Origin of the sequence: Streptomyces cavernae (assembly GCF_004023625.1) — a bacterium.
GTDB classification, from domain to species: domain Bacteria; phylum Actinomycetota; class Actinomycetes; order Streptomycetales; family Streptomycetaceae; genus Streptomyces; species Streptomyces cavernae.
The window spans coordinates 216,346-243,154 of the sequence record NZ_RPDJ01000020.1 but is presented as its reverse complement, the minus strand read 5'-3'; the positions used below and the strand labels follow the sequence as shown (position 1 = coordinate 243,154).

Genomic DNA, 26,809 nt, shown 5'->3' with positions numbered 1-26,809 from the left:
GAACTCCACCGGTGCGAGCACGTACAACTGCGGCAACAGGGTCTCCTGGATCTCGGTTGGCTTCGCAACCCCGAGCTACCAAGAGGCCCTGCCGTCATGCCCGCAGCCGGCGGCAACCACCCGATCGAGCACCCCGTTCGACGTGCAGCCCTCAAGATCGGAACGACAACAGCTACAAAGCGCAGCGCAACCTGACGCCCCGGCCAAAGCACAGCGCAGCGCACCCTCACCTGCAGTACTGCGACTCCTTGCCGATCGACCGGTACATACAGTCCGCGTTCTCCAGCAGTTGCAGCACCGCGTCCCGGTTACGGGACGTCTCGCGCTCGATCACCTCGTCGGGCGGGTAGAAACCGCCGCCGGAGCTCGACCCCGGGTACATCTCGAAGGTGTACCCGAAGATCTTCTGGCTGCCCCAGAGGTAGTCGTCGATCGAACCGTCCGTGATGTACAGGTCACTGGACTGCTCCGCCGTGTATCCGTTGCTGGAGGCCATCTTCCCGCCGACGGTCGCGAACGCGTTGCGGTCGTCCGCCGTCATGCCCGTGGTGGTGTCCGAGTAGGTGTACCCGAAGGGCCACAGCACCAGTTCGCTGTAGGTGTGGAAGTCGATGCCCGCCTTGATCTGCTGGACCCCGCCCACGACCCGGCTGCGTACGAAGTCGGCGACGACCTTCACCTCGGGCGCGGACTCGGGGGCCGTGCCCCGGTAGGTGTCGGAGGACGTCGACCCGGACGAACCGCCGCAGCAGCCCCACCGGTAGTTCCAGTTGCGGTTGAGGTCGGTGCCGACGTACGACGAACCGCTGTTGGGCTGCCGGTTCTTGCGCCACGAACGGTAGGACCCGGACGCGATGTCGTACTCGCCGCCGTCGGGGTTGAGGTCCGGGACGATCCAGATCTCACGGTTGTTCACCATGCTGGTGATACGCGAGTCGGACCCGTACCCGGCGCCGAACTCCCGCAGCAGATACAGCGCCATCTCCACCGTCAGGTGTTCGCGGGCGTGCTGGTGGTGGGTGAAGAGGGCCTCGGGTTCGGACTCGTCCGTGTCCACGTTGTCGCTGATCTTGATGGCCACGATGTCGCGGCCCTGGTACGACTTGCCGATCACCCGCTTGCTCATGATGCCCGGGTATGCGGCGAGCCGCTGGTCGATCTCCGCGTTCATCTCGGCGTAGTTGTGGTACCGCGAGTCCGCCGACGGGAAGTCCATCAGCCGTACGTCGTCCTCGCCGTTGGACCGGTCGGGTACCGCGCCCAGCGGCGTGACCTCGTAGCCGAGCCCGCGCAGTTTTCTGATCTGGTCGGCGCGACCGGAGACGACGACCGTGTGGCTGTCGGACTCGTCCACGGTCACACCGGAGCGCTGGAGTGCCGTGCGGGACTCGGCGTCGGAGCGCAGGTGCACCTCGTACTGGCGGACGTCGTCCGCCGAGGCGGTCGGGCGCCCGGCACCGGTCGCCGTCGCGTCCGTGGTCGTCGCGGTGATCGGGGCCGCGAGCGCGAGTGCCAGCAGGGCCGCGAGGGCGGCGGTCCTGCGACCGGCTCCGGGACTGCTGCCGCGTATGCGAAGTCGCATGAAGTCTCCTTGTTTCTCCGGGAGTTCCGGGGTCGCCGGGACTCCGGGCTCTCCGGGGACCACTGGGATCCCCGGATCGGTGGAGTGGAGCGGGGGGTGGATCCGTGCGACGTACGTGGTGCGGGTGTGGCGCTCATCGTGGGGCTCTGGCATGAACTGGTCAAGTAGGCCAATGTGTGGGGGTGCTTCGCCGTGGTATCGCGGTGACATCGGGCCGGCCTTACGCCGTGCCGCGCGCAGCCCGCGGGCTGGGGCACCCGCCGGCATCCCGGACGCACCCTCCATAGGGATGTCCGACAGCGAGCCGCGCAGTGTACGGCGACGACCAACTCCCCATCGCGAGACGGTAAAAGACCACCCCAGCGGGTGAAACGAAGGTGCGGAACCCGGCCAAAAGGGGGAAAGTAAAGGGCCGCGCAAGAGGAGTTGAGAACTCCAGACACCCCAGAGGACTGGCTGATCATGGGCGGATCAGCGCCGCGAAGGGACTGCCACCTGCCGGCGGAGACGACCACCTTCATCGACCGGCGGGACGAACTGGCCCAGGGCCACAAACTGCTGGGCCACGCACGCCTGGTCACCCTGACCGGACCGGGCGGCGTCGGCAAGACGCGTCTGGCGGGTCGTATCGCCGCCCGCGTCGAACGGGCCTTCCCCGACGGAGTGCGCTTCGTCCACCTGGCCGGACTGCGCGACCCCACGCTCGTCCCGCTCGCCATCGCCGACGCCCTGGGCCTGCACGACCACTCCGCGCAGCCCCCGCTACGGCGCGCGGGGAGCACGAGCGCGCCGCCGTACTGCTCGGCGGCTCCGACCGGGTGTGGGCCGACATCGACAGCAACCGCTTCGGATCGACCGTGTTCAACACCGCCCGCCGGGACAGCGAGGCCGCGGTACGGGCGGCCGTGGGGCGGCGCGAGTTCGACCGGGCGTACCGGCGGGGCGGGCGGTTCGGGCTCGCGGAGATCGTCTCGTACGCGATCCAGGAGACACCGCCGACACCGTCCGGTTCGCCCTCACGGACCCGGACGACGCCGCTCACCCCGCGGGAGACCGAGGTGGCGCGGCTGGTGGCCGACGGGCTGGGGAACCAGCAGATCGCCGACCGGCTGGTGATCGCGCGGCGGACGGCCGAGGGACACGTCGAACGGATCCTGCGCAAGCTCGGGTTCACCAAGCGGAGCCAGATCGCGGCATGGGTCAGCGGGAGCGGGCGGGCCTGAGCACCCGGTACCCAACTTGGGTAACACAAAGGGGAGTTCGGGCATAAGGCAGATAGGGCGCACACACAGGGCGTACCCGCGCAACGCGCACACAGGTACCCAAACAGGTAGTACTCCCCGTGTGCGGCCGGGTCGGGGCGGACAGCCTGAAGTCATGCTGCGACTTTCCGGTGGCCAGTCCTCGGACCCCGACCATACGTACGGCTCCTTCCCCCAGCCGCCGCTGGGCGCCGGCCATCGATGCGTCGTCTACGAGCCCCATCCCACGGTGGCCGCCGCGGCCCGAGCGGAGGTCCGCGGACGGATGGAGGACTGGGGCCTGATGGACCACAGCGAGACCGCGGAACTCCTCGTCAGCGAACTCGTCACCAACGCCCTGCTGCACGCCCGGGGCCGTCTGCGCCTCACGCTCACCGCCGCGCACGGCGTACTGCGCTGTGAGGTCTCCGACGTCGTCGGCAGCCCGCCCCGGCTGCTGCGCGAGGTGGGCGCCGACGAGGAGGGCGGTCGCGGGATGTTCCTGGTGGAGGCACTCGCCCGGCGCTGGGGCTGCGAGCAGGACGAGCCCGGCAAGACCGTCTGGTTCGAACTCGGCACGTGCGGCTCCGACGGCTGAGGCCGGTGACCGCCGTGACCGTCTGGACGGCGTGGGGCGGCGACGACGGGGGAGGCGACGACGCGGGAGGCGGGCAGTAGGCGGGTTTCGGACGCTTGTGGACGTGGCGTGGCGATCGGCGTACGCCACCTTGTGCAGTCGCCCGCTTTGCGCTTCCTTGAACCGCATGGCGGAGACAACGGGAGACAAGGCGAGCAACGCGTCGGCGGCGACCGGGGAGGCGGGCGAAGGGGACTCCCGCCTCCGTAAGTCCAGTTGGAAGTACATCGGCCCCGGAATCGTGGTGGCGGCGACCGGTGTCGGCGCCGGCGACCTGGTGGCCACCCTGATCGCGGGCAGCAACTTCGGCTACACCCTTTTATGGGCCGCGGTGATCGGCTGCCTGGTGAAGATCTCACTCGCTGAGGCGGCGGGCCGCTGGCACCTGTCCACCGGCCGCACCCTCTTCGACGGCTGGGCGAGCCTCGGCCGCTGGACGACGTACTTCTTCGTCGTCTACGTCGTGATCTGGGGCTTCGTCTACGGCGCGGCGGCGATGTCGTCGAGCGCGCTGCCCCTGCAGGCACTGTTCCCGGACGTCATGGACCTCAAGTGGTGGGCGATCCTCTGCGGACTGTCCGGCCTGGTCTTCGTCTGGTTCAACAAGTACGTGGTCTTCGAGAAGGTCATGACGGTCCTGGTGGGCGTCATGTTCGTGGTGACGGTGTACCTGGCGATCCGCGTCACCCCGAACCTCGGGGACGCCTTCGCGGGCCTCCTGCCGGTCCTCCCCGACGAGAAGGACTCGATCCTCAACACCCTCGGCCTGATCGGCGGCGTGGGCGGCACGATCACCCTGGCGGCGTACGGCTACTGGGTCAACGCCAAGGGCTGGACGAACACGGGCTGGATGAAGGTGATGCGCCTCGACAACCGGGTCGCCTACGCCACCACGGGCATCTTCGTGATCGCGATGCTCTTCGTGGGCGCGGAACTCCTGCACTCGTCCCAGGTGGCCATCGCCAGCGGCGACAAGGGCCTGATCCAGCTGGGCGACATCCTGGAGGAGGAGTACGGCGGCGCGACGGCCAAGTTCTTCCTGATCGGCTTCTTCGCCACGTCGTACACATCCCTGATCGGTGTCTGGCACGGCGTCAGCCTGATGTTCGCGGACTTCGTGGCGCGCTACCGGAAGTCCGCGGGGGCGACGGGCGAGGAGGTCGCCTCGGGCGCACGCGAGCGTTCCTGGCCCTTCCGCGCCTACCTGCTCTGGCTGACCTTCCCCCCGATCGTCCTGCTCTTCCAGGGCCAGCCCTTCCGCCTGATCATCCTCTACGGCGTCCTCGGCGCGGCCTTCCTCCCGTTCCTCGCCGCGACCCTGATCTGGCTCCTCAACTCCTCCCGAACCCCGCGCGAATGGCGAAACGGCCCGGTGAGCAACGCCATGCTGGCCATCGCGGGCCTGCTGTTCCTGATCCTGTGCGTGAAGCAGATCTGGGACCAGCCGTGGTCGGAGTTCTTCTAGGGCCCGTGTCGGAAGTGGCGCCTGCCGGCCGACGCCTGGCACGCTCCCCCGAGTTCTCCGAACAGGGGGACCCCCACTCGCCGCACCGGGCGAAAGCCCGAGTACATCCAGTACGAGGGCTTCCGGCCGGCACTCCCCCAAGCTCTTCGGCAGGAGCAGGAGCGGTCACCCACACGCCTGACGTACCGTCGGCCCGCGCTGCCGCACAGCGTTCCGGCCATCGCGTCGAGGCGCTTTCCGAGCGCACCGAGACCTCGACCACCTGGGTCAACGAAGACGGTTCGCTGACGACCGAACTCACCGCGGGGCCGATCCGCTTCTACGGCACGAGCCCGGTGGTGACCTCCGAACCGGTGGCCACCGCAGCGGTACCCGGCGGCGCGGCCGCGTACCGGGAGATCGTGCAGCAGTACGCCGACGCACGCAGCGGCCTGCTCCGTAACATCTATCCGACCGTTGCGGCCGCGCTGGCGGCCAGTTCGCGCGGCGAGTCGTTCCAGGACCTGCTCGGCGCCCAGGGCGCTGACCTCATCAAGTCCCGCGAGGCACTGGCCCGGCACGACAGCCGCTACACCGAGCTCGGCACCTTCAACTCCGCACCCCCCAGAGGCCGCTCTGGGGGTGCGGCCGTTGGGCGGGGGTCTGTCAAATGAACGGCCCTGTCTCACATTCGGTGGTGACGAAGCGTGCCGCTATCCGAGGAGGATGCGGTGGCGAAGCAGGGTGAAGCCTGCTCGTCGGTGCATCTGGCGCGCGATCCGCTTGGTCTTGGTGTTGACGCCCTCGGTGGGGCCTTGCGTCGTGGCGAGCGGCCGGGTGTGGTTCGCTGCTGGGGTGGCACAGGACTTGGAGATCGTCGCATTCGAATCCGCCGAGGCATTCGAGGCATGGCTCGGCGAGAACCACGCCGTCTCGCCCGGCATTTGGCTCAGGCTTCGCAAGAAAGGCCCCGGTGTCGTCGCGCTGGACTACGCCCAGGCGCTCGACGTGGCACTCTGCTACGGCTGGATCGACGGCCAGAAGGCCAAGCTCGACGACCAGTGGTGGCTTCAGCGTTTCACTCCGCGCAGGCCGCGCAGCAAGTGGTCCAAGGCCAACCGGGACAAGGCGGCCGCCCTGATCGAGCAGGGCCGGATGCGTCCGCCCGGGCAGGCCGAGGTCGACCGCGCCAAGGCGGACGGCCGCTGGGAGGCGGCCTACGACGGCGCGAGGACCGCCGCGGTGCCGGACGACCTCGCGGCTGCCCTGACCGCCGACCCGGCCGCGGCGGCGTTCTTCGAGACCCTGGACCGGCAGAACCGCTACGCCATTCTGTATCGGATCCACCACGCCAAGAAGGCCGATACCCGAGCGCGCCGAATCGAGAAGTACGTGGCGATGCTGGCGAAGGGCGAGAAGCTGTACCCGTAGTCGTGGACAGGGGTGTTGAGGCTGTGTGCTGGGCGTGAGACACGCCCAGCACACCAGCCCGGATCGCAGCCCCGGACAGGACCTAGTGTCCTGCGCCGGAAGTTCCTAGGCAGTTCCGGCTGAGCCGCCGACGGTCAACGCGCCTGATCGGCGGCCGGGGATCCGACCGTCGAGACGAGACAGATCTACCGACGGATTTCTGGCGCAGGGCACTAGGGCAGCCCGTGCACGTGCGCCCCCACCGAGTTGGACCACGCGTTCCCCGCCAACGCGTCCCAGTTCGTCGACCAGGTCATCGCGCCCCGCAGTGCGGGATACGTCCGCGAGGGCTTGAAGGAGCCGCAGTTGGTGCCCTTCGTCAGGCAGTCCAGGGCGTTGTTGACGATCGTCGGTGAGACATAGCCGCTGCCCGCGCCCCGGGGTGAGGCCGGGAGGCCGAGGCCCACCTGGGACGGGGCCAGGCCGCCCTCGAGCTGGATGCAGGCCAGCGCGGTGAGGAAGTCCACCGAGCCCTGGCTGTAGACCTTGCCGTCGCAGCCCAGCATCGAACCGCTGTTGTAGTACTGCATGTTGACGACCGTGAGGATGTCCTTCACGTTCAGCGCCGTCTGGAAGTAGCCGTTCGACGTCGACTGCATGTCGATCGTCTGCGGCGCCATCGTCAGGATCAGCGAGGGGCCCGCCTTGGCGGAGAGCGAGCGGAGCGCCTGCGTCATGTAGGTGGCGTTGAGTCCGTTCTCCAGGTCGATGTCCACGCCGTCGAAGCCGTACGTCTGCATCAGCGAATACACCGAGTTGGCGAAGTTGGTCGCGGAGGCCGCGTCGCCCACCGAGACCCGGCCGGTCTCACCGCCCACCGAGATGATCACCTTCTTCCCGGCGGCCTGTTTGGCCCTGATGTCCGCCTTGAACTGGTCGACGGTGTATCCGCCCAGACCCGACGAATCCAGGTTGAACGTCACCGCGCCGGGCGTGGCCGTGGCCTCCGCGAAGGCCACCGCGATGATGTCGTACTGGGACTGGACGTCGGAGATGCGCTGGACCGTGGCGCCGTTGTTGAAGTTCTGCCAGTAGCCGGTCACCACGTGCTTGGGCAGCGCGGTGCCGCCCCCGTCGCCGGACTGGGCCGTAGTGGCCGTCACCGCCGTCGACTTCGCCGACTCGCCGGCCGTGTTCGTCGCGGTGATCTGGAAGGAGTACGAGGTCGAGGGGGACAGCCCGGTGACCGTCGCCGACGTGCCGGTCGCCGACTGCACCTTCGTCCCCGCCCGGTAGACGTTGTAGCCCGTCGCGCCCGGGACCGTGTTCCAGGACAGGGACACCGAGGACGAGGTCGTGGTGGAGACCGCCAGGCCCGCCGGTGCCGCGGGGATCGTGGGCTCCGGGTCGCCGCCCCCGCCGCCGTCCGGGCCGAAGACCGAGACGTCGTCCGCGTAGTAGGGGGCCTGTCCGTACCAGCCGTGCGTGTAGACCGTCACGGAACTGGTCGAGGCTCCCGTGGTGAAGGTGGTCGTCAGCTGTTTCCACGAGGAGGAGTCGGGGGTCCAGGTCGACACGTCCGTGGTGCCCGTACCGGTCACGCCGAGGTAGGCGTACCCGCCCCGTACCCAGGCGCTCAGCGTGTACGTCGAGTTGGGCCTCACCGCGACGGCCTGTGTGCACCTGGCGTTGTCCTGCCCGGCGGGGGTGGCCCGGAGCGCGGCCGAACCGCCGTGCACCGGCGAGGACACGGTGGTCCCGCTGCCCGCCGAGCACGTCCAGTTCGTGAGGCCGGACTCGTACCCGGCGTTCTTCGCGTTGTTGACGTCCGCGGCCGCTGCCTGGCCGGCCGTGGCGAGGGAGAGGGCGGATGCGGTGAGGACGGCGGCCAGAACTCCGGCCGCGCGTCTGAGGGCAGGCATGGGTGGTGCCACTGGGGCCTCCGGTGGGGAGTGGCGAGTTGGGGGAGTGAGGCGTGGAGAAGAGGACGGTGGCCACCGTTGCCCGTACAAGTTGGTCCAGACCAATGTGCTTGTCAAGGCCCCATCAAGATCCTCACCGGATCTTTGCAGCGCCCCAAGGTCTTTGCGCAAAGCGCGAGTTGGGGCCCGCACGGCTCACTCTGTGTCGACCGCGTCCCACCTTCCGTGAGTTGATCTAGAAGATTCGGTGTTGAGGGGGCCATGCCGTGGATATGGTGCAGATGCAGGAGGACGCCATAGTGGCGATCTGTGACCGTCGCATGGCGAAGCTCGTCATGCGACGAGCGACGGCGATCGTCCCTATGGCCAAAAGGAGCGATTTCGAGGCGACGGCTGACCACTCCGTCCCCACGAGGGTCGCAGAGCAGGTCGCAGTGAACGGGGTGTGAGTGTGCCGACCGCGATAGCCGTCACCAGTCCCGATCTGGTGCTCCCACCGCACGACCGCCAGACCCCGCCCGCCGCCGTCCAGCCGCAGGAGACCCTCGAGGGCTCGCTCACCGGCATGCACGCGCTGGTCGAACAGCACGGTTACGTCATCGCCCTCTACTCCGCGTCCGCCGCGGCCGGACCCGCCACCCGGCGGCTGCACACCGTCCGCTCGGTACTGGAGAGCGACCGCATCGCGCTGCTCGGCGTGGACCTCCCGCCGCTCGGGTTAGCCCTGCTGGCCCAGCAGTTACGCCAGCTCTCCGTCTGTGACTTCAGCCCCGGCGTGCTCGCCTCCTCCGCACGGCTGCTCGCCCACTACATCTACGCCGGAGCGCTCCTCAACTCCGTCGCCAAGCTCGACCGGATCCCCGTCTCCCTCAAGTCCCACGCCAAGTCGTGGGTACCCGGCGCACAGTTCGCGGTGCTCGCCAATCCGCGCCCGCAACTCGTCAGGGTCGGCCAGGACCAGCTCGCCGGGCCCGAGTTCGGCACCCGGCTCCTCGTCGCCACCGGACAACTCGCCTCCGACTGGGTCACCGGCACCCTCGCCCCCGACTGGCAGGTCCAGGGCGTCTCCCACGTACCGCTGCCGGAGGCGTCCAGCGGCTGGTGGGGCACCGGCAAGATCATCGAGTTCGCCGCCGGCCTGTACGACGTCTCCGTCCTCTACCAGCTCGTGTCCTCCGTGCGCCGGGAGGAGTGCCACTGGTGCGGCCTCGAACTCATCGGTGACCGCTGCGGGTTCTGCGCGGCGCCGCTGCCCTCGGAACCGCCCTCACCGACACCGGGTTCACCCGCCGTACGCGCGCCGTCCACTCCCCGTGCCCTTCCACGGGGCATGCGGTGAGACATCCGCAGAACCAGAGCCCCCGTACGCCCCCGCCGTCCCGACCCCCCGCCCCGATCGAGGTTGTCCGCGTATGAACTCACGCCAGCGCCGCGGCGTCATCCTGCTGGTCCTCTCGGCCCTGTGTGCCGTCGGCGCCTTCGCCGGAGTGCTTACGGTGATCCGCGACGTGAACTCGAAGGTCGGTCCCGAGGTGACTGCGTACCGCCTGAAGAGCGACATCGCGCCCTACCGGGAGCTGACCGCCTCGCAGTTCGAGCGGACCTCGATGCCCGAGCGATGGCTGCCGGGCACCGCGGTGACCAACCTCCGGGACATCCGGGGCAAGATCGCGGTGACCCAGCTGAAGAAGGGCTCGCTGCTGCAGTCCGACATGATCGTGGACCGGCCCGCCCTGGAGGCCGGACAGCAGGAGATCGCGATCATGATCGACGCGTCCACCGGCGTCGCCGGGAAGATCAACCCCGGCTCCCGGGTGAACATCTACGCCACCTTCGAGGCCGAGAACAACGACAAGGGCAAGGACCAGTCCAAGCTGATCGTCCCGGGCGCCCGGGTCCTCGACGTCGGCAAGCTCACCGCACTGGAGCCCGCCCAGTCCGGCAACGACCGCCGCCGCACCGCGAGGGAAGCGGTCCCGATCACCTTCGCGCTCGACACGGCGGACGCCCAGCGCGTCGCGTTCGCCGAGTCGTTCGCCGAACACGTACGGCTCGCCCTGGTGGCGGACGGCTCGGACACCGCGGTTCCGCCCGCCGACCGTTCATACACGCTCGACGAGGACAAGTAGGAGGCGTGGATGACCGTCCGAATCCTGCCCGCCGTCGGTGACATCGACTCCGCCCGCGCGCTCAGCACCCTGCTCAGCCAGCTCCCCGACGCCGAACCGGCCGCGCCCGTCGCGGACTCCACCGCGCTGCTGGACCTGCTGGCCCGGCTCGCCGCCGAGTCGGTCGACGAACTGCCGGAGGTCGTGCTGGTCCACGAACGCATCGGACCGGTACCGGCCCTGGACCTCATCCGGGATCTGGTGATGCGGTTCCCGGCCGTAGGCGTGGTGCTCGTCACCGCCGACACGTCCGCCGGCGTCCTCACCGCCGCCATGGACTCCGGCGCCCGCGGCATCGTCGGCCTGCCCCTCGGCTACGACGCCCTGGCCGAACGCGTCCAGGCCGCCGCCGCCTGGTCGCTCGGCATGCGCCGCCACCTCGGCAACAGCAACGCCCCCGAGCTGTACACGGGCCCGGGCGGCACCGTCGTCACGGTCACCGGCGCCAAGGGCGGGGTCGGCGCCACCGTGACCGCCGTCCACCTCGCCCTCGCGGCCAAGGCCTCCGGCCGCACGGTGGCACTGCTCGACCTCGACCTGCAGTGCGGCGACGTGGCCTCCTACCTCGACGTCCAGTTCCGGCGCTCGGTCGCGGACCTCGCCGCGATCAGCGACATCAACCCACGCGTCCTCCAGGACGCCGTCTACTCCCACGACAGCGGACTCGGCCTGCTCCTCGCCCCCGCCGAGGGCGAACGCGGCGAGGAGGTCACCGACCGGGTCGCCCGCCAGGTCATCGGCGCACTGCGCACCCGCTACGAGGTCGTGGTCGTCGACTGCGGCTCCCAGATGAACGCCGCCAACGCGGCCGCCGTCGAACTCGCCGACCAGGCACTGCTGTTGGTCACCCCCGACGTGGTGGCGGTGCGCGCCGCCAAGCGCATGGTCCGGATGTGGGACCGCCTGCAGATCCGCAAGGCGGAGGAAACCCTGACGGTCGTCAACCGCTACTCGCGCGCTTCGGAGATCCAGCCGTCGCTGGTCGAACGTGTCAGCGGAACCCGCGTCGCCCGCACCTCGGTCCCCGCCGCCTTCAAGGAACTCCAGTCCGTGGTGGACGCCGGCCGGCTGCAGGACCTGGAGGCCAAGTCCAGCGTGAAGCAGGCGCTGTGGACGCTGGCCGGGGAACTCGGCCTGGTCGCGCCACAGGAGGGCGGCGGCGGGGGCCGCCGCCGCAAACCGTCCGCGGACCGCGGGGCGCTGTCCCTGCGCCGCAAGGACCGGGGCGCCGTGACCCTGGAGTTCGCGGGGATGTTCCCGCTGCTGCTGGTCGTGATCACGATCCTGTGGCAGGCCGCCCTGTACGGCTACACCTTCTCGCTCGCCGGGAACGCGGCGGACGAGGCGGCGCGGGCGGCAGCGGCGGCGGAGGCTATTGGGGGCGACGCGGGCGCATGCCAGACCCAGGGCATGGCCAACCTTCCGGGCGCGTGGCAGGACGCCACGATCAACTGCGCCCCGGCCGGCCCGGTCATGCAGGCCACCGTCACGGCCAAGGTCCCCTTGTTCTTCCCGGGATTCGACGCCAACTGGACGGTGGAGGCGGAGGCGGGGGCGGCCAGGGAGGGCGTTGACGAATGAGAGGGCTCAAACGCTGGTCGTTCAGGGACCTGCTCCCACCGCGCCGCCGCTGGGGCGACCGGGGCGTCTCCATGCTCGAGTTCGCCGGGTTTCTGCCGATCCTGCTCCTCGTCGGGATGGCGGCCCTCCAGCTCGGCCTGGTCGGCTACGGCATCAACCAGGCCGGCTCCGCGGCGCGGGCCGCCGCCCGGGCCGAATCGCGGGAGCCCGGCACCGGGGGCGCCGCCGGAGCGGCCGCGATGGACGGTGACCTGGACCTGAACATAACCGTCGGCCCCGGCGGCGCCGACTCGACCAAGGCCACGGCCTTCGTCGACGTGCCCTCCATCATCCCGCTCTTCGGCGGCGGCTGGACCGTACAACGCAGCGCCACCATGCCCAACGACACCGAAGACTGAAACGAGCCACCCATGACTCACCGAGAGGAGTTGAAGACATGAGCCTCCGCTCCCGCATCACGATCCCCGAGGACACGGGCCAGGGCCGGGAGGACAGCCACCTCGTGGCGGTGTACCGCGCCAAGCTCCTCGAGGAGATCGACCTCGCCGAGATGTCCAGCCTGGCCGCGGCCGAACGCCGGCTGCGGCTGGAACGCGTACTCGGGCACATCATCAGCCGCGAGGGCCCGGTCCTGTCCTCCTCCGAGCGGTCCCAGCTGATCCGCAGGGTCGTGGACGAGGCCCTCGGCCTCGGCGTTCTGGAGCCGCTCCTCGCGGACGCCTCGATCACCGAGATCATGGTCAACGGCCCTGACTCGATCTTCGTGGAGCGATCCGGCCGCGTCGAACAGCTCCCCCTGCGCTTCGCCTCCACCGAACAGCTGATGCAGACCATCGAACGCATCGTGTCGACGGTCAACCGCCGCGTGGACGAGTCGAACCCGATGGTCGACGCCCGTCTGCCCACCGGCGAGCGTGTCAACGTCATCATCCCGCCGCTCGCGCTGACCGGCCCCACCCTCACCATCCGCCGCTTCCCACGCGCCTACACACTGCCGGAACTGATCGGCCTCGGATCGCTGGACGAGCAGATGCTGATGCTGCTCGCGGCCTTCGTGCGCGCCCGTTTCAACGTGATCGTCAGCGGCGGTACGGGCAGCGGCAAGACAACGCTGCTCAACGCGCTCTCGGGGCTGATCCCCTCCCACGAGCGCATCATCACCATCGAGGACTCCGCCGAACTCCAGCTCCAGCAGGAGCATGTGATCCGCCTGGAGTCCCGCCCGCCGAACATCGAGGGCAAGGGCCAGATCAGCATCCGCGACCTGGTCCGCAACTCCCTGCGTATGCGGCCCGACCGCATCATCGTCGGTGAGGTCCGCGGCGGCGAGACCCTCGACATGCTCCAGGCGATGTCCACCGGTCACGACGGCTCCCTCGCCACGGTGCACGCCAACTCGGCCGAGGACGCCATGATGCGGCTGCAGACCCTGGGCTCGATGTCCGAGGTCGCGATCCCCTTCGAGGCGCTCAAGGACCAGATCAACTCGGCGGTGGACGTGCTCGTCCAGCTCACCCGGTACGCCGACGGCTCCCGCAAGATCACGGAGATCGCGCTCGTCGTCTCGCACGGCCGGGAGCAGTTCCGCATCGCGACCGTCTCCCGGTTCGTCCCGCAGCCCCTCGGCGCCGACCGCGTCGTACACGGCCGCTTCGAGCACCTGCCGCTGCCGCGCCCGATCGCGGAGAAGCTGTACGTCGCCAACGAACCGCTGCCGCCGGCCTTCGGGGTCGCGGAGGTCCTCGACGTACTGAACACCAGGCAGGCCATCGGATGATGACTTCGACGAGGTGCGAGCCATGAACAACCCCGCCCTGCTGGCCCTGGGCGCCACGGTCCTGTGCGGCACGCTCGCCGTCGCGGGCGCCCACGCGTACGCCTCCGGCCGGGCCCAGCGCCGGGCGCTGGAGGACCGGCTGGAGGGCAGCCCGCTGCGTGCCGCCGCCGGCCGGGTACGCCGGTTCGCCGCAGTGGACCGCCGGCTGCGCCGCACCCGCCTCGGCCGCGGCATCCAGCTGCGCCTGTCGGCCACCGGACTCGATCTCACGGCGGGCGAGTTCTTCACGTATGTCCTGGCCGTAGTCGTAGCGCTGTGGCTGATCGCGTCGGCCGCGCTGGCCCCCTTCTTCGGCCCGATCGCCGCGCTGATCGGCATCTGGGGGGCCGGAATCTTCCTCAACTGGCAGCGGCAGCGGCGCATCGAGGCCTTCATCAACCAACTCCCGGACGTGGCACGGCTGCTGGCCAACGCGACGGCGGCCGGTCTGGCGCTGCGTACCGCCCTCGCGATGGCGGCGGAGGAGCTGGAGGCCCCGGCCGGGGAGGAACTGGCACGTGTGGCGGACCAGTTGGCGCTGGGTCACTCGATCGACGACGCCCTCGGAGAACTGGCCGACCGGCTCCCCTCTCGAGAACTGGTGGTCCTGGTCACCACGCTGATTCTCTCCAACAAGGCGGGAGGCTCGGTCGTCAGCTCCCTGCGCAACCTCACCACCACCCTGGAGGACCGCAAGGAGACCCGCCGCGAGGTCCGCACGATGCTCTCCGAGGTCAACGCCACCGCCTTCACGGTGCCGCTGCTCGGCCTGGGCTCTCTGCTGCTGATCAACTCGTCGAACGAGGGCGCCCTGGAACGCGTCACCGGCTCCGGCCTCGGCCAGACCCTCGTCCTGATCTCGCTCGGCCTCTACACCGTCGGGTTCTTCGTCATCCGCCGCCTCGGCAAGATCGAAGTGTGAGGGTGAGGGAGCAACGATGACCTCTACGTCCCCTGCCCTGGGCCTGCTCCTCGCGGCAGGCACGGGCCTGGCCGTCGCCGGGATCCTCCTCGGCATCCGGATGTACCGGACCGAGGCGAAACTCCCCGGCGACCTGGCCCTCGCCCTGGAAGTCGGCTCGACCCGCGTCTCCAAGGCCGACTCCGCGATCGACCGCCTGGGCATGCGCTTCGCACCCGCCGTGCTCCGGCTGATGGGCCCGCGCCGGGTGGAGGCCAAACGCCGCCGCATCGACATGGCGGGCAACCCCGGCGGCCTCACTCTGAACCGCTACGCGGCACGCCGCGCGGTCTACGGCATCTTCGGCGTGCTGACCTGCCTGATCTTCCTCACCAACGACAGCCTGCTCTTCGCCCTGCTCGCCCTCGCGTTCGGCCTGCTCGCCGCCGACGCACAGATCTGGCAGGCGATCCGTGAACGCAAGGACGTCATCGACCGCACCCTCCCCGACTTCCTCGACGTCCTCGCAGTCGTCGTCTCGGCGGGGCTCGGCTTCCGGCAGGCCCTGGACCGGGTCGCGGAGAAGTACGAAGGCCCCTGGGCGGACGAACTGCGCATCACCCTCCGCCAGATGGACATGGGCGTCAGCCGCCGCCAGGCCTTCGACGAACTGCGCAAGCGCAACTCCTCCGAACAGGTGGCCCAGTTCGTCTCGGCGCTCCAGCAGGGCGAGGAACTCGGCTCCCCGATCGCGGAGACGCTGATCCAGCTCGCCACGGACATGCGCCGGACGGACGCCCAGAACTCCCGCCGCCGCGCCGCGAAGACGATCCCGAAGGCCACCATGGTGACCCTGGTCTTCATGCTCCCGGCGACCATGATCCTGATCGCGACGGGCATGTTCCTCGGCGCGGGCACCGACTTCGGCTCGATTCTGGGCCGATGAGGCGGGGGACGCCGGTGACGAGGGCGGGGTCGTGGCGTACACGGCTGGGGACAGCCGTGCGGCTGGGGCGGCGCCGCCCGGACGGCGGGCGCCGCGCCCGGGGTGCGCAGACGGATGCGCACGAGCACGCGGCCACCGCAGGGGTCGAGGCTGCCGCCGCCGGGCCCGACCAGGCCGCCGCGGGGCTCGCCCCGGCCACCGACGCGCGCCCCACGGATCCGCGTACAACCGATCCGCGTCCCACGGACCCGCGTCCCACGGACCCGCGTCCCACGGACCCGCGTCCCACGGACCCGCGTCCCACGGACCCGCGCCCGACAGACTCGCGCCCCACGGACCCGCGCCCCACCGACGCCGGTTACCTCGCGGAGGACGCTCCCGCACCCGGCAACGCGCGCCTCCAACTCAGCGCGCTGCAGGCCCTGTGCCGCCAGACCTTCGGCGTGCGCATGGCCACCCTCACCATCGGCACCCCCTTCGCCATGGCCAACGCCACGGACGGCGCGCCCCGCTACACGGTCCTCGCGGTCGCGGTCCTCGCGATCACGGCCTCGCACGCCATGCTCAGGGACTGGGACCGCCTGGGCCCCCAGCTCCTGGCGCACCCGACCCTGATGGCCGTGGACCTCATGTTCGGGGCGGTCCTGCTGATCACGGCGTCCCCGGCCTCACCCCTCGCGTACTCCACCGTCTGCACGCCGCTGCTGTCCGGCCTGCTCTACGGCTGGCGCGGCTCAGGTGTTTTCACCGGCCTCCAACTCGTGGTCCTGGCCATGGCGTTCCGCGCCTGGGAGCACCGCCCCGGAACCGGCACCAGCACACTCCTCATCGCGGGCTTCTGCATCGCCGCCGGCATCATCGGCGTCACCCTGCGCAATCTGATGTTCCGCTTCGGCACGGCCAGCCAGGCCCTGGCGGAGGCCAACTCCCGCCTGGCGGTGGCCGAGGCGATCGAGTCCGAACGCGCCCGCCTGGCCCGCGAGATGCACGACTCGGTGACCAAGACCCTGCACGGCATGGCGCTGGCGGCCGAGGCGCTCGCGGTCTCCACGGACGACGCCGACACGCGCACGCTGAAACACCGGGCAGCACTGGTCGCGGCATCGGCGCGGCGCGCGGCGGCCGAGTCCCGGGACCTGCTGGCGGACCTGCGCCGCCGTACGACACCGAAGGCGCCCACCCCGACGGCGCTGAGCGACCTGAGGTCGGAACTGGCCACGCTGGTCGACGACTTCGCGTCCCGCACGGGCATCCCCACCGTGCTGCACCGCACCGGCCCGGCGGTGGTGCTCCTGCCGTACGAGGCCGCACACCACGTCCTCGCGATCGCCGGGGAGGCGCTGGAGAACGTCCACCGCCATGCGAACGCGGAGGCGGCGTGGCTAGGACTGGACGTCGCGGCGGGCACCCTCCGGCTGACCGTCCGTGATGACGGCACGGGCCTGCCACCCGGCACCACGCTCGACGACCTGGTCGGATCCGGCCACTTCGGTCTGGTGGGCATCACCGAGCGGGCCGAGGCCCTGGGCGCCCGAGTCGCGGTGGGAACCGGAAGCCGGGACCCGGGCACCGAGGTCCGTCTCGAACTGCCCCTGACCAGTCCGACCACCAGCTCGTTCGCCCAGCTCCCGCCCCGAGAGGAGGCCGCTCATGCCGGATGAGACACCCCACGAAACCGCCCGCCCGGCTCCCTTGCGCGTGCTCGTGGCCGACGACAACCCCGTCGTACGGGCGGGTCTGACCGCCCTGCTCGGCGCGCACCCGGACATCCGGGTGGTCGCGGACGCGGCGGACGGCGCGGCGGCCCTCGAGGCCGCGACCCGCACCCGCCCGGACATCGTTCTCCTGGACGTCCGCATGCCGGGCACGGACGGCCTCACCGCCCTGCCTGACCTGGTCCGTTGCGCTCCGGTGCTGATGCTGACGTACAGCCGCGAACCGGAGGTGGTGGCGACGGCCGTACGGCTCGGCGCGGTCGGCTACCTGGTGCACGGCGAGTTCACGGCCGACGAACTGATCGAGGCGGTGCGGGACATGAGGGACGGGAAGGGCACGTTCACCCCTTCGGCGACGCGTTGGGCGCGCCCCGCTGACGCACCGCTTCCGGATGTGTCGGATTCGCTCGTCGTTTCGTACGAACCGAACCATTTATCTTCGCAAATGCAACCAGGTGTGGCACAGTCGTCGGAGAGCCGCACCGGGCACTCCGGGGCGGCTCGTCCGACCGTCCGGGATTTCGGCCTGAGTTCAAGGGAGGTGGAGGTCATGGATCTCATAGCGTCCGGCATGAGCAACCGTCAGATCGCCGCCACCTGCTTCATCACCGAGAAGACCGTGAAGAACCACATCAATCGCATCTTCGCAAAGCTGCACACATCGACACGCAGCGAAGCGATTGCCCACTGGTTGGGGACGGCGCACGGGGGGTGGACCCGATGACCTCCTCGTTCCCGCGACGGGTTCCGCGAAGTTGGGCCCCTGGGCCCACTCGCTGTAGGTGGGGCTTCACGTACGGTGCCCAGGTAGGCAGCCGTACCCGGTGGGAGGGAAGGGAACGCCGTGAAGAAGAGGTTTCTGCGGGGCAGTTGGGCGCGGACCGTGGTCTCCCGGATGCGGGGGCAGGGGCGGGATCGGGGCGCCGGGTTCGTGGAGTATGCGGGGCTGATGATTCTGATCGCGGGGATCTTCGTGATGATCGATGGGTTGGGGCTGGACGGCACGATCTCGGAGGCGATCGGCCAGGCCGTGCAGGATGTGGTCGGCGGAGGCTGATTCGCCGAACCCTGAGCAGTGACCGAGGGCAGACTCTCCCCATCTACATCTGGGTGACGGGGATTCTGCTCTTTGTCGCGTTCGCCTTCTTCGCGTTCGCCCAAGCAGCGTCCGCCCGCAATGGTGCTCAATCCGCGGCGGACGCTGCTGCGTTGGCGGCGGCCCAGAGTGCTCGCGACGACCTGATGGATGGCTTGGAAACAGCCCTCATCGGTGCCGACGACACTTGGCTGGACTGGCTCGACGGCGATCCGGATGTAGGAGACGGGGCCACCGCTGCGGCGCAGGACTTGGCTGCTCAGAACGATGCCACCGTCCTGGGTGGAGCCGTGCCGACGAACCTGGGTGGTTTTCCCGGGTATGAAGTCGCCATCGAGACCAACTACAAAGTGGGCGACACCATCATCCCGGGTACCGAGGACCAGTCGGCCACTGCTGATGCCGCCGCCGTGATCGAGCCACGCTGTGACGTCCCGCCGGGCGCGGATCCGACGCAACTCGTGACGCTGGACTGCAACGGCCAACCCGTCGACATCGACCCCGTAGATTTCAATCCGGCTGACCTCCCGGACGCATCCGTGTTGTTCTCTGTGTATCTGGCTGAGTGAAAGGAAGCCGAACCTATGACCATTCGGCACACCATGAAGGGCCGCACGGTGCTGACCGCAGTGGCGATCACGACTGGGTTGGTCCTCACGGTGGCCGGCTGCGGTGGAGGAGACGGGGGGGACAAGTCGGACAAGGGAGCTTCACCTTCGGCAACAGCCAAGGAATCCCAGAGTTCAGGCGGTAGCCAGGAATCGAAAGCCCCAGAAGAGCAGAAAGTACTCGCCGAGGCCAAGCAGGGCGATATCTCACTGGTCATCACGTCGGCTGTGCGTGACCCGGGTGGCTTTGTGACAATCTCCGGAAAGGTGACGAACGGCGGTTCGCGCCTGTGGGCGGCATCCGACTGGCGTGGTGACGAAAAGGAGTTGTCCAAGAACGCCTCGTCAGTCGCGGGCGCCAGTCTGGTGGACAAGACGGGCAAGAAAAAGTACCTCGTCCTCCGTGACACGGAGGGGCGCTGCCTCTGTACAAGGTTCGAAGGAGGGCTCAAGTCGGGTGAAACCGCCGACTGGTACGCCCAGTTCCCCGCACCTCCAGAAGGCACCACCAACGTTGAGTTCAACGTGGGCTCGATGCCACCCGCTTCCCTCACGCTGACCGAGGGCGAATGACCATGCGCCTCAAGCCTCGTACCGCCACAACGGTCACGGCCCTGGTCGTCCTCGCCACCCTCACCCTGACTCCCGCCTACGCGGACGAGGGCGACCCCAGTGAACCGCCCGGGTCCGTCACCACCTCGGAGCCACCCGAGGTGGACGCCAACAGCCCCAACCTCCAACTGGAGGACGGCGCCACGCTGGCCTCCGCGAAGGTGCTCGACATCAAGTCGGTGGTGGAGGACCTCGGCGGCGAGGAACGCCGTGAGGACACCCCGACGGACGTCACTTTCGCGCTCCAGGCCGAGGTCCTGTTCCCTATCGACAGCTCGAAGCTCAACCCGGAGGCCAAGGCCCGCATCAAGACCATCGCGGACGAGATCGAGGCACAGAAGGCGAAGAAGGTCAGGGTCTTCGGCTTCACGGACAACCTCGGCTCGTACGCGCACGGCCTCACGCTGTCCAAGAACCGGGCCGAGGTGGTCCACGAACAACTGGCGTCCAGTCTGGGCCCCGACATCACCTTCGAGGTGCGTGGCTACAGCGAGGACTACCCCATCGCGGACAACACCTCGGAGCAGGGCCGCAGGAAGAACCGCCGGGTGGAGGTGTCGTTCCAGAAGGGCAGCTGACCCGTGGTCTTCATCGGCGTAGCGCTCACAGCAGGTGGTCGGCCTTGCCTGCCTTGATCTCGCGGATGAAGGCCATGAGGGCTTCATGGCTGTCGGTGAGGTACCGGTCTTCCTGCCCGGCGACGGCGATGTAGGCGTTGCCTTGGTCGTCGGTGCCTATGCGGAAGCAGTTGTTGCCTTCTCCGCAGAAGGGGTTTTCCCAGTTGATGTCGGGCACGGTGGCTCTCCTACAGCTCGCGGGCGACCTTGCGGATGAGCTCGCGGGATGCCCGGGACGGCAGTGCCGCGCGCTCCATCCAGTCCAAGTGAGCACGGTACTTGTTGAGTTGCGCTTCGGCATGAGTGAACTCCGGGCCATGTGCGGAGTCGAGTTGCACCGTGTCGAGTTGGGCCACCACCCCGTCCGCGTACAGCAGGGCGTGCCCGGCCCCGGGGAACCCGCCCACCTGAGTCGGGATGACACGCACTTCGACGCTTTCGCGCTCGGACGCGGCGGCAAGATGCGCCAACTGCTCCCGCATCACGTCGGTGCCTCCGTAGGGCATGCGCAGTGCGGCTTCGTGTACGTACGCGATGTACGGCAGCGGCTCGGGTCGATCGAAGACCTGTTGACGCTCCATGCGGTGGGCGACCCGCAACTCGACCTCAAGTCGTGACAGCGGCGGCAGAACGGCGGCGAAGACCCCGCGAGCGTAGTCCTCCGTCTGCAGCAGGCCCGGTACGTGCATGATCTGCGCGGTCCTGACCCGGGCGGCGTGCCACTCCAACTCGGCGATGTCCAGCAGACCTGCGGGCAAGGTGCCTCGATGGCGTTCCCACCAGCCCTTCTCCGGATTCTTGGCCATGGCGACCAGGGCTGCGACGTACTGTGCGTTCGAGCATGCGTAGTTGCATGCCAGGGTCTGTACGCGCTCGGGCGAGAACGGGCGGATCCCCGATTCCATGTTGGACAGCCGTGTTCGGTCGATCCCGAGCAGGCCGGCCGCGTACTCAGTGCTCGCGCCCGCCGCCGTGCGCATCTTGCGCAACTCGGCGCCCAGCCGTCTTTGCCGCTCGGTCGGCGTGGTCCTCGTCGACATGCTGCCCCTTCTGGTGCTGTGGTTGGTGCTCAGCCCAGCGACACCGTGGGGGTAATTATCTCCACTCGGCTGGACACGTTGACGCTCGCGAGCCTACATTCTGTAGCCATCCGCTTACGTATGGTTTCCGGAAGCGCATCACGCGAGCCTGCCCGCACGCTCCTCCCCCGGGAGGGGTGGGTCCGCGTCGGGGAGACAGGCCACCGGGTCCTGCGAGTACGTACAAGCCCCCACGTCCACCATGGGAGTTGCCAGGCCCGCCACCGGCGCCGCCTGCCTCGTACCCACCCTCGCGGAGACCTCGGTCCCGCCCGGCCCGGAGGAACTGACGTACAGCCTCACTCTCCCGGCAGCCCTGTCGAGCCCGCGCGTCGCCCGTGCGGCGACCCACGCGGTCCTCGCCGTCCACGGCCTGCGGGACATGACGGACGCCGCGGTCCAGGTGGTCGCCGAACTGACGGCCTGCGCCTGCCGGTTCGCGCCGGGAGCGGAACTGTATGTCTCGCTGCGCTACCGGGACGGCACGCTGAGAGTGACCGTCTTCGACACCCACCCGCGCCACATCAACCCGCGCCTCACCGCGGCCTGTGACGCCCGCCGCCGAGCGCACCTGCGCCTGCTCGCCTGCGTCGTACGCGAGGCCGGCGGCGACTGGGGCTTCGAGGAAGCGGCGGAACCGAACACGGGGACCCGGATGTGGGCGACGCTTCCACGGTGAGTGCGTGGGCTCACGGGAGTAGGAGGTTCCAGCACCTCTGTAGGCGTCACGGCCGCCGCCCACGGGAGCACCCTCACCGTTCCGCCGCGCCCGGATTCCCACACTGCGGAACCCGCACTCGCCCCTCAGGGACACCGTTTACGCTGAGCGCCACAACTACCCCTGTGGTACCTGGGATTGGAAAAGGTGACGGCAATGTCGCTGAACTCGGAGGATGGGCAGTCCGTCGGGTCGATAGGCGACTACCAGCTGATCGGCCAGCTGGGCAGTGGCGGCATGGGCGTCGTCTACCTGGGACTCTCGCTCTCGGGCCGGCAGGTCGCGGTCAAGGTGGTGCACGGACAGTTCGCGAAGGACGAGGAGTTCCGGGCCCGTTTCCGACAGGAGGTCGCCGCGGCCCGCCGGGTGAGCGGGGCGTTCACCGCCCCCGTCGTGGACGCCGACCCCGACGCCGAACAGCCGTGGATGGCGACGCTCTTCGTTCCGGGCCGGACGCTGGCGGATCTCGTGGAGGAGCAGGGCCCGTTGAGCGGGTGGAAGCTGCGCTCGCTGGGCCTGGGCCTGGCCGAGGCACTGCGGGACATCCACCAGGCGGGCCTGGTACACCGGGACCTGAAACCCAGCAACGTCCTGATGGCCGAGGACGGACCGCGCGTGATCGACTTCGGCATCTCACGCGCCGCCGACAACGAGACCCTCACCGTCACCGGCCGCCTGATCGGCACCCCGCGCTTCATGTCCCCGGAGCAGTTCGCCGCCCCGCGGGACGTCACCGCCGCCTCGGACGTGTTCTCGCTGGGGTCGGTACTGGTGTTCGCGGCCACCGGCGAGGGCCCGTTCAACGCGGACAGCCCCTACATGATGGGCTACCAGGTGATGTACGAGGCGCCGGTCCTCGACGGCGTCCCGGAACCACTCCGCGGCATCGCCGAACGCTGCCTGGAGAAGGACCCGGCAGACCGGCCCGGACTGGCCGAACTGCAGCGCTTGCTGCAGACACTGCCGGATGACGGCCCGCCGGTCCCACCGGGAGCGGCGCCCGCATCCGCGCCCGCACCCGCATCCGCGCCTGCACCCGTAGCCGAATCCCTCTCAGGGCCGGGTGATCCCCGGGTTTCCCCGCCTCGCCCCGGACCACGACGCGGAGACGCCCACGCGGCGACGGATGACACGGCCTCCGGATCCCGGCCCGGAAGCCGGCGACGGCGGATTCTCATCGCCCTCGCCGCGGCCGTGGCCGTCACCGGGATGAGCATCACGGCGACGAACCTCGCGTCGAGCAGGACCACGGCCTCGAAGGGGCCCTCCGCGTCCGGGCCCCCGTCCGCATCTGCGTCCACATCCGATTCCACCGGCGGCTCGCCCACCGCGGCGCTGCCCGCCGACTGGCGGTCCTGGCGGACACCCCTGGTCCGCGCCGCCGGGGACACCGCCTTCTTCTACGCGGCCTCCTGGTGTGCGACGGGCGGAAACGCTCTGTACTGCGCCGGTTCGAACTTCACGGTCGCCGGGATCGACACCGCCTCGGGCCGTGTCCGGTGGCAGTCCGGCATCGATCTGCAGGCGACGCTGCCCATCGGCGTCCGGGACGGGCTCGTCTACGTCTACCAACTGCCGGATTTCACCGCTGGCACACAGGTCCTGCGGGTGGCGGCACTGGACGCCGAGACCGGGCGACAGCGGTGGTCGCACCGCGTCGGCGGGGAACCGGGTGAGGCGTACCTGTTCAGCCGCGGACTCGTGACGCTGTCGGACTCCGGGAAGGAGTTCGTGGCCTACGGGGCATCGGGCGAGGAACTGTGGAGGTCGTCGGCGTCGGCGCCGGCGGGCTCGTCCTGCGGGCCGGCGGTACTGGGCGACGCCCCGTACGGCCTGTGCATGCCGGACGACGATGCCGGCAAGACCTCGGGCAGCCTGCTGCGGCTCAACGCGACCGACGGCAACCGGCGCGACCTCGCGCAGGTTGCCCCGGCGGCGAAGCCGCTCGGCGTCGTCGGCGGATGGCTCCTGTTCGGCGTTCCCGAGGAACAGAAGGAAGAGACGGGAGCCGGGAGCGTCAAGTACAAGGCACTGCTGCGGGTGCACCCGACCGCAGGCGCCGTCAAGGAGGTGCCGCTGGCGAAAGCACAGGGCGGCACTGCCACCCTGGCCGACGGCGTCGTCTACTTCGTGGAAGAGAACGGAACGGTCACCGCTGTGTCGGCCGCCGACGGCAAACAACTGTGGCGGCAGGTTACGGAGTTGGAGAGCCTGTCGCAGCCGGTGGTGTCGGCGAAGTACGACAGCGTCTACTTCGCCAACCGCTTCGGCCGACTGCTGGCGCTGAACAGCAAGACCGGAGCGGAGCGTTGGCGCACGGCCGCGCTGGACGACCCGGGGGACTCGTCTCAGGATCCGCGTGTGCTGCTCGTCCAGGACGCGATCGTGGCGGTGGCCGGCGACACGGCCTTCTCCGTGAGTCCGGATCGTCCGGAGGCCAAGCCGTCGCCTGCCACCACGAACTGACTGTCTCTGATAGGCGTCACTCAGCTCAGGTGCTGGTGACGGGACGCACCGACGACGCCCGACGCTTGTGGACGGCGCTGACGACCGCGCCCAGGATGCCGGCGTTCACGAGCGCGCCCACCGCGATCCCCAGGTAGAAGGGGGCGTCGGTGGGTATCCAGCCGAGCGCGACCATGAACAGCATGTTCAGCGGGGCGGTCAGCAACAAGGGCACGACATAGGCCATGGAAGCGTCGGTCTGCGCCACGAAAAGGTCCTCGTAGAGCGCGTATCCGGCTGTGAGGACCACTGCGGCCAGGTATCCGCGGGACAGCCAGTTGTTCACGGCGAGAGCGAGGACGGCACGGCTGCGGCTGGAGGAACTCACGTTGTTCTCCGATCTGTTGGTCGAGGATGGGGCCCTTTCCGTGCCGGTGCGCCGGAGGACCGATCACCACTCTGTCGGGGACGCAGGTGACGCGGCATGAGTTGCACTACTCAGATAAGACGGCGGACGCTACTCAGCCCCGGACGAGTGAGGCTGCCCGTCGACCTGCCGTCAACTGAACTGTGCACACGCGAACTTATGGGGCACTTGAGTTCCACGGGAAGGCCGGCGGGTGTGGCGGAACCAGAGGCCTCAGGGATAGCGTCGGGGCCCTTGACGCCACTCTCGTCTCACGGGGAGTCCGTTGTGAAGCGCCGCACTTTGCCCGTTGCTGCCGCACTTGTCGCAACTGCGACCGTGCTACTTGCCGCCTGCGGCGGGAGCGGTGACGGGTCATCGAAGGACAATGACAAGATCGCGGGGGCCGATACGGGGAGCGGGACGTCGAGGTCGGCTTCACCGAGTGCGGGTGGAGCCGCGGAGGCCGGCCGTCCGAAGATCGAGTTGCCGTCGGATCTGAAGTTGACCTTCGAGGACGCGAAGACCGGAGACGAGGTCAAGGACGCCGTGCTGTCGGACAGCGCCGAGCGCATGCGGTCCGTTGACGCCGCTACCACGGGTACCGATCCCAAAGGCGAGGCGATCGCCACCGGCCCGAACTGGACGGCGCCCTCGACTGCGACCTCGGACTGTGCCCGCTCACCAACACCATGCCCGTGCTCCGCCACAGCCTGCACCGCACTCCCGGGGAGCGCGACTTCCTGATGGCCTGGGTGTCCGTCCCCGACCTCACCGTGAGCCCGTCCCCGCAGCGCTACACCCACCTCGCCCCGCACCGCGTCCGCTTCACGTCCCTCGACAGCGACTTCCGCAGCGACCTGACCTTCGATCCGGACGGACTCGTCGTCGACTACCCGGGGCTGGCCCACCGCCTCGGCGACTGATCTCCGTGAGCCGGGCGAAAAGCGGTTGTCCTGCCCGAGCCCCCGGGTTAGGAAGAGTGCATGACTGCCCTCGGTGCCGTGTTCCGGCCGCAACTCCCGCCCGAAAAGCTCCGCGACATCGTGCGTACCGCAGAAGCGGCGGGGCTGGAGGAGCTCTGGCTGTGGGAGGACTGCTTCCTGGAGAGCGGCATCGCCACGGCGTCCACCGCGCTCGCCTGGACCGAGCGGCTGCGGGTCGGCCTCGGACTGGTCCCCGTACCCCTGCGCAACGTCGCCCTCACCGCCATGGAGACCGCCACCCTGGACCGGCTCTTCCCGGGGCGGTTCACGCTCACCGTCGGGCATGGCGTGCAGGACTGGATGGGACAGGTCGGCGCTCGCGCCGCGTCCCCGGTCACCCTCCTGCGCGAGTATCTCGACGCGCTACGGGCCCTGCTGCGCGGTGAACACGTCACCACCGACGGCCGCTATGTGAAGCTCGACGACGTCGCCCTCGACTGGCCGCCCCCCACCGCTCCTGAGGTACTCACCGGCGCCAGGGGCCCGCGCACACTGCGCCTGTCCGGGGAGGCCGCCGACGGCACTCTGCTCGACGCCGTCGCCTCGCCGAACGGCGTATTGGAGGCCCGCCGGATCATCGACGAGGGCCGCGCGGCAGCCGGTCGCACCGATCCCCACCGCGTGGTCGTCTACCTCCTCACCGCCACCGGTCCCGACGCCGCCGCCCGTCTCAGGACCGAACTCGCCGCGATGGGCGTGGACAAGACGCCCGGCCTGGGGGCCGCGGGCGACGCCGGAACGGTCGCCAAGGCCGTCCAGCGCCTGGTCGACGCCGGCGCCGACACCGTGATCCTCCAGCCCACCGCCGACGAACCGGACCCGGAGGGCTTCGTACGTTTCGTGGCTGAGGAGGTCCGCCCCTTGGTGCCCTAGGGGTGT

28 protein-coding genes are annotated in these 26,809 nt (G+C 69.5%); 22 read left to right on the top strand and 6 right to left on the bottom strand.

The annotated features are described in order from the left end of the window. Positions 1 to 226 precede the first annotated feature (226 nt). Together EF387_RS29610 and EF387_RS48640 are read right to left on the bottom strand one after the other, a co-directional pair. The gene (locus EF387_RS29610; protein WP_128379688.1) at positions 227 to 1,582 is read right to left on the bottom strand and encodes a M14 family metallopeptidase; all 1,356 of its coding nucleotides are present in this window, start codon (positions 1,580 to 1,582) and stop codon (positions 227 to 229) included. Positions 1,583 to 2,053: 471 nt separating this feature from the next. Continuing rightward, entirely contained in the window at positions 2,054 to 2,323 is a 270-nt protein-coding gene (locus EF387_RS48640; RefSeq protein ID WP_238431770.1) for a hypothetical protein, read from the bottom strand. A gap of 116 nt (positions 2,324 to 2,439) precedes the next feature. Here EF387_RS48640 and EF387_RS48635 point away from each other — a divergent pair, with 116 nt between their 5' ends. The 5 genes from EF387_RS48635 to EF387_RS29580 all read left to right on the top strand — a co-directional run bounded on the left by EF387_RS48635 (position 2,440) and on the right by EF387_RS29580 (position 6,335). Then, complete coding sequence (locus tag EF387_RS48635; RefSeq protein ID WP_238431769.1) at positions 2,440 to 2,805, top strand: response regulator transcription factor; 366 nt, start codon at positions 2,440 to 2,442, stop codon at positions 2,803 to 2,805. A 154-nt stretch (positions 2,806 to 2,959) separates the two neighbouring features. Beyond that, positions 2,960 to 3,421, top strand: a complete 462-nt coding sequence (locus tag EF387_RS29600; RefSeq protein ID WP_128379686.1) for an ATP-binding protein — start codon at positions 2,960 to 2,962, stop codon at positions 3,419 to 3,421. A 166-nt stretch (positions 3,422 to 3,587) separates the two neighbouring features. Then, positions 3,588 to 4,925, top strand: coding sequence for an Nramp family divalent metal transporter (locus EF387_RS29595; RefSeq protein ID WP_128379685.1), 1,338 nt, complete (start codon positions 3,588 to 3,590; stop codon positions 4,923 to 4,925). A gap of 338 nt (positions 4,926 to 5,263) precedes the next feature. Next, positions 5,264 to 5,578 (top strand): hypothetical protein, encoded by a 315-nt coding sequence (locus EF387_RS29590; RefSeq protein ID WP_128379684.1) that lies wholly within the window; start codon positions 5,264 to 5,266, stop codon positions 5,576 to 5,578. Between the two features lie 181 nt (positions 5,579 to 5,759). Then, entirely contained in the window at positions 5,760 to 6,335 is a 576-nt protein-coding gene (locus tag EF387_RS29580; RefSeq protein ID WP_420802638.1) for a YdeI/OmpD-associated family protein, read from the top strand. A gap of 212 nt (positions 6,336 to 6,547) precedes the next feature. Here the strand turns inward: EF387_RS29580 and EF387_RS29575 are convergent, their stop codons facing one another. After that, positions 6,548 to 8,236: a chitinase gene (locus EF387_RS29575; RefSeq protein WP_128379681.1), complete on the bottom strand. Its 1,689-nt coding sequence runs from the start codon at positions 8,234 to 8,236 to the stop codon at positions 6,548 to 6,550. 451 nt (positions 8,237 to 8,687) lie between these two features. Here EF387_RS29575 and EF387_RS29570 point away from each other — a divergent pair, with 451 nt between their 5' ends. The 13 genes from EF387_RS29570 to EF387_RS29510 all read left to right on the top strand — a co-directional run bounded on the left by EF387_RS29570 (position 8,688) and on the right by EF387_RS29510 (position 20,257). After that, a complete protein-coding gene (locus tag EF387_RS29570) occupies positions 8,688 to 9,575 on the top strand; it encodes a hypothetical protein (protein ID WP_202918403.1) in 888 nt (295 codons plus the stop codon). A gap of 73 nt (positions 9,576 to 9,648) precedes the next feature. Next, positions 9,649 to 10,365, top strand: coding sequence for a Flp pilus assembly protein CpaB (cpaB, locus tag EF387_RS29565; RefSeq protein ID WP_128379679.1), 717 nt, complete (start codon positions 9,649 to 9,651; stop codon positions 10,363 to 10,365). A 9-nt stretch (positions 10,366 to 10,374) separates the two neighbouring features. Further along, positions 10,375 to 11,985 (top strand): CpaE/TadZ family protein, encoded by a 1,611-nt coding sequence (locus EF387_RS29560; protein ID WP_128379678.1) that lies wholly within the window; start codon positions 10,375 to 10,377, stop codon positions 11,983 to 11,985. Next, positions 11,982 to 12,383 (top strand): TadE family protein, encoded by a 402-nt coding sequence (locus tag EF387_RS29555; RefSeq protein WP_238431768.1) that lies wholly within the window; start codon positions 11,982 to 11,984, stop codon positions 12,381 to 12,383. Before EF387_RS29560 ends, EF387_RS29555 begins: the two co-directional genes overlap by 4 nt. Before the next feature lie 38 nt (positions 12,384 to 12,421). Next, positions 12,422 to 13,762, top strand: a complete 1,341-nt coding sequence (locus tag EF387_RS29550) for a TadA family conjugal transfer-associated ATPase (RefSeq protein WP_128379677.1) — start codon at positions 12,422 to 12,424, stop codon at positions 13,760 to 13,762. A gap of 22 nt (positions 13,763 to 13,784) precedes the next feature. After that, on the top strand, positions 13,785 to 14,723 hold the full coding sequence (locus EF387_RS29545; protein ID WP_128379676.1) for a type II secretion system F family protein: 939 nt from the start codon (positions 13,785 to 13,787) through the stop codon (positions 14,721 to 14,723). 16 nt (positions 14,724 to 14,739) lie between these two features. Then, a complete protein-coding gene (locus EF387_RS29540) occupies positions 14,740 to 15,648 on the top strand; it encodes a DUF5936 domain-containing protein (RefSeq protein ID WP_128379675.1) in 909 nt (302 codons plus the stop codon). Next, positions 15,645 to 17,309 (top strand): sensor histidine kinase, encoded by a 1,665-nt coding sequence (locus EF387_RS29535; RefSeq protein ID WP_128379674.1) that lies wholly within the window; start codon positions 15,645 to 15,647, stop codon positions 17,307 to 17,309. Before EF387_RS29540 ends, EF387_RS29535 begins: the two co-directional genes overlap by 4 nt. After that, a complete protein-coding gene (locus EF387_RS29530) occupies positions 17,299 to 18,087 on the top strand; it encodes a response regulator (RefSeq protein ID WP_128379673.1) in 789 nt (262 codons plus the stop codon). The genes EF387_RS29535 and EF387_RS29530 overlap by 11 nt, the downstream gene beginning before the upstream one ends. A gap of 120 nt (positions 18,088 to 18,207) precedes the next feature. After that, the gene (locus EF387_RS29525) at positions 18,208 to 18,420 is read left to right on the top strand and encodes a hypothetical protein (protein WP_128379672.1); all 213 of its coding nucleotides are present in this window, start codon (positions 18,208 to 18,210) and stop codon (positions 18,418 to 18,420) included. Next, positions 18,417 to 19,028: a pilus assembly protein TadG-related protein gene (locus EF387_RS29520; protein WP_338058137.1), complete on the top strand. Its 612-nt coding sequence runs from the start codon at positions 18,417 to 18,419 to the stop codon at positions 19,026 to 19,028. Before EF387_RS29525 ends, EF387_RS29520 begins: the two co-directional genes overlap by 4 nt. Positions 19,029 to 19,043: 15 nt before the next feature. Continuing rightward, entirely contained in the window at positions 19,044 to 19,640 is a 597-nt protein-coding gene (locus EF387_RS29515) for a hypothetical protein (RefSeq protein WP_128379671.1), read from the top strand. Then, a complete protein-coding gene (locus EF387_RS29510) occupies positions 19,637 to 20,257 on the top strand; it encodes an OmpA family protein (RefSeq protein ID WP_128379670.1) in 621 nt (206 codons plus the stop codon). Before EF387_RS29515 ends, EF387_RS29510 begins: the two co-directional genes overlap by 4 nt. Before the next feature lie 25 nt (positions 20,258 to 20,282). On the opposite strand, the gene EF387_RS29505 is transcribed toward EF387_RS29510, so the two are convergent. Then, on the bottom strand, positions 20,283 to 20,474 hold the full coding sequence (locus tag EF387_RS29505; protein ID WP_128379669.1) for a hypothetical protein: 192 nt from the start codon (positions 20,472 to 20,474) through the stop codon (positions 20,283 to 20,285). 10 nt (positions 20,475 to 20,484) lie between these two features. Beyond that, positions 20,485 to 21,336, bottom strand: a complete 852-nt coding sequence (locus tag EF387_RS29500; protein WP_128379668.1) for a helix-turn-helix domain-containing protein — start codon at positions 21,334 to 21,336, stop codon at positions 20,485 to 20,487. Between the two features lie 241 nt (positions 21,337 to 21,577). Here EF387_RS29500 and EF387_RS29495 point away from each other — a divergent pair, with 241 nt between their 5' ends. Both EF387_RS29495 and EF387_RS29490 read left to right on the top strand, forming a co-directional pair. Beyond that, positions 21,578 to 22,054: an ATP-binding protein gene (locus EF387_RS29495; protein WP_238431766.1), complete on the top strand. Its 477-nt coding sequence runs from the start codon at positions 21,578 to 21,580 to the stop codon at positions 22,052 to 22,054. Between the two features lie 195 nt (positions 22,055 to 22,249). Next, complete coding sequence (locus EF387_RS29490; protein ID WP_128379667.1) at positions 22,250 to 24,559, top strand: serine/threonine-protein kinase; 2,310 nt, start codon at positions 22,250 to 22,252, stop codon at positions 24,557 to 24,559. Positions 24,560 to 24,584: 25 nt separating this feature from the next. Here the strand turns inward: EF387_RS29490 and EF387_RS29485 are convergent, their stop codons facing one another. Beyond that, positions 24,585 to 24,926, bottom strand: coding sequence for an SCO4225 family membrane protein (locus EF387_RS29485; protein ID WP_128379666.1), 342 nt, complete (start codon positions 24,924 to 24,926; stop codon positions 24,585 to 24,587). Positions 24,927 to 25,585: 659 nt separating this feature from the next. On the opposite strand from EF387_RS29485, the gene EF387_RS29480 reads away from it, so the two are divergent. Together EF387_RS29480 and EF387_RS29475 are read left to right on the top strand one after the other, a co-directional pair. Then, positions 25,586 to 25,870, top strand: a complete 285-nt coding sequence (locus tag EF387_RS29480; RefSeq protein ID WP_128379665.1) for a putative glycolipid-binding domain-containing protein — start codon at positions 25,586 to 25,588, stop codon at positions 25,868 to 25,870. 60 nt (positions 25,871 to 25,930) lie between these two features. Beyond that, a complete protein-coding gene (locus EF387_RS29475) occupies positions 25,931 to 26,803 on the top strand; it encodes an LLM class flavin-dependent oxidoreductase (RefSeq protein ID WP_128379664.1) in 873 nt (290 codons plus the stop codon). Positions 26,804 to 26,809 lie beyond the last annotated feature (6 nt).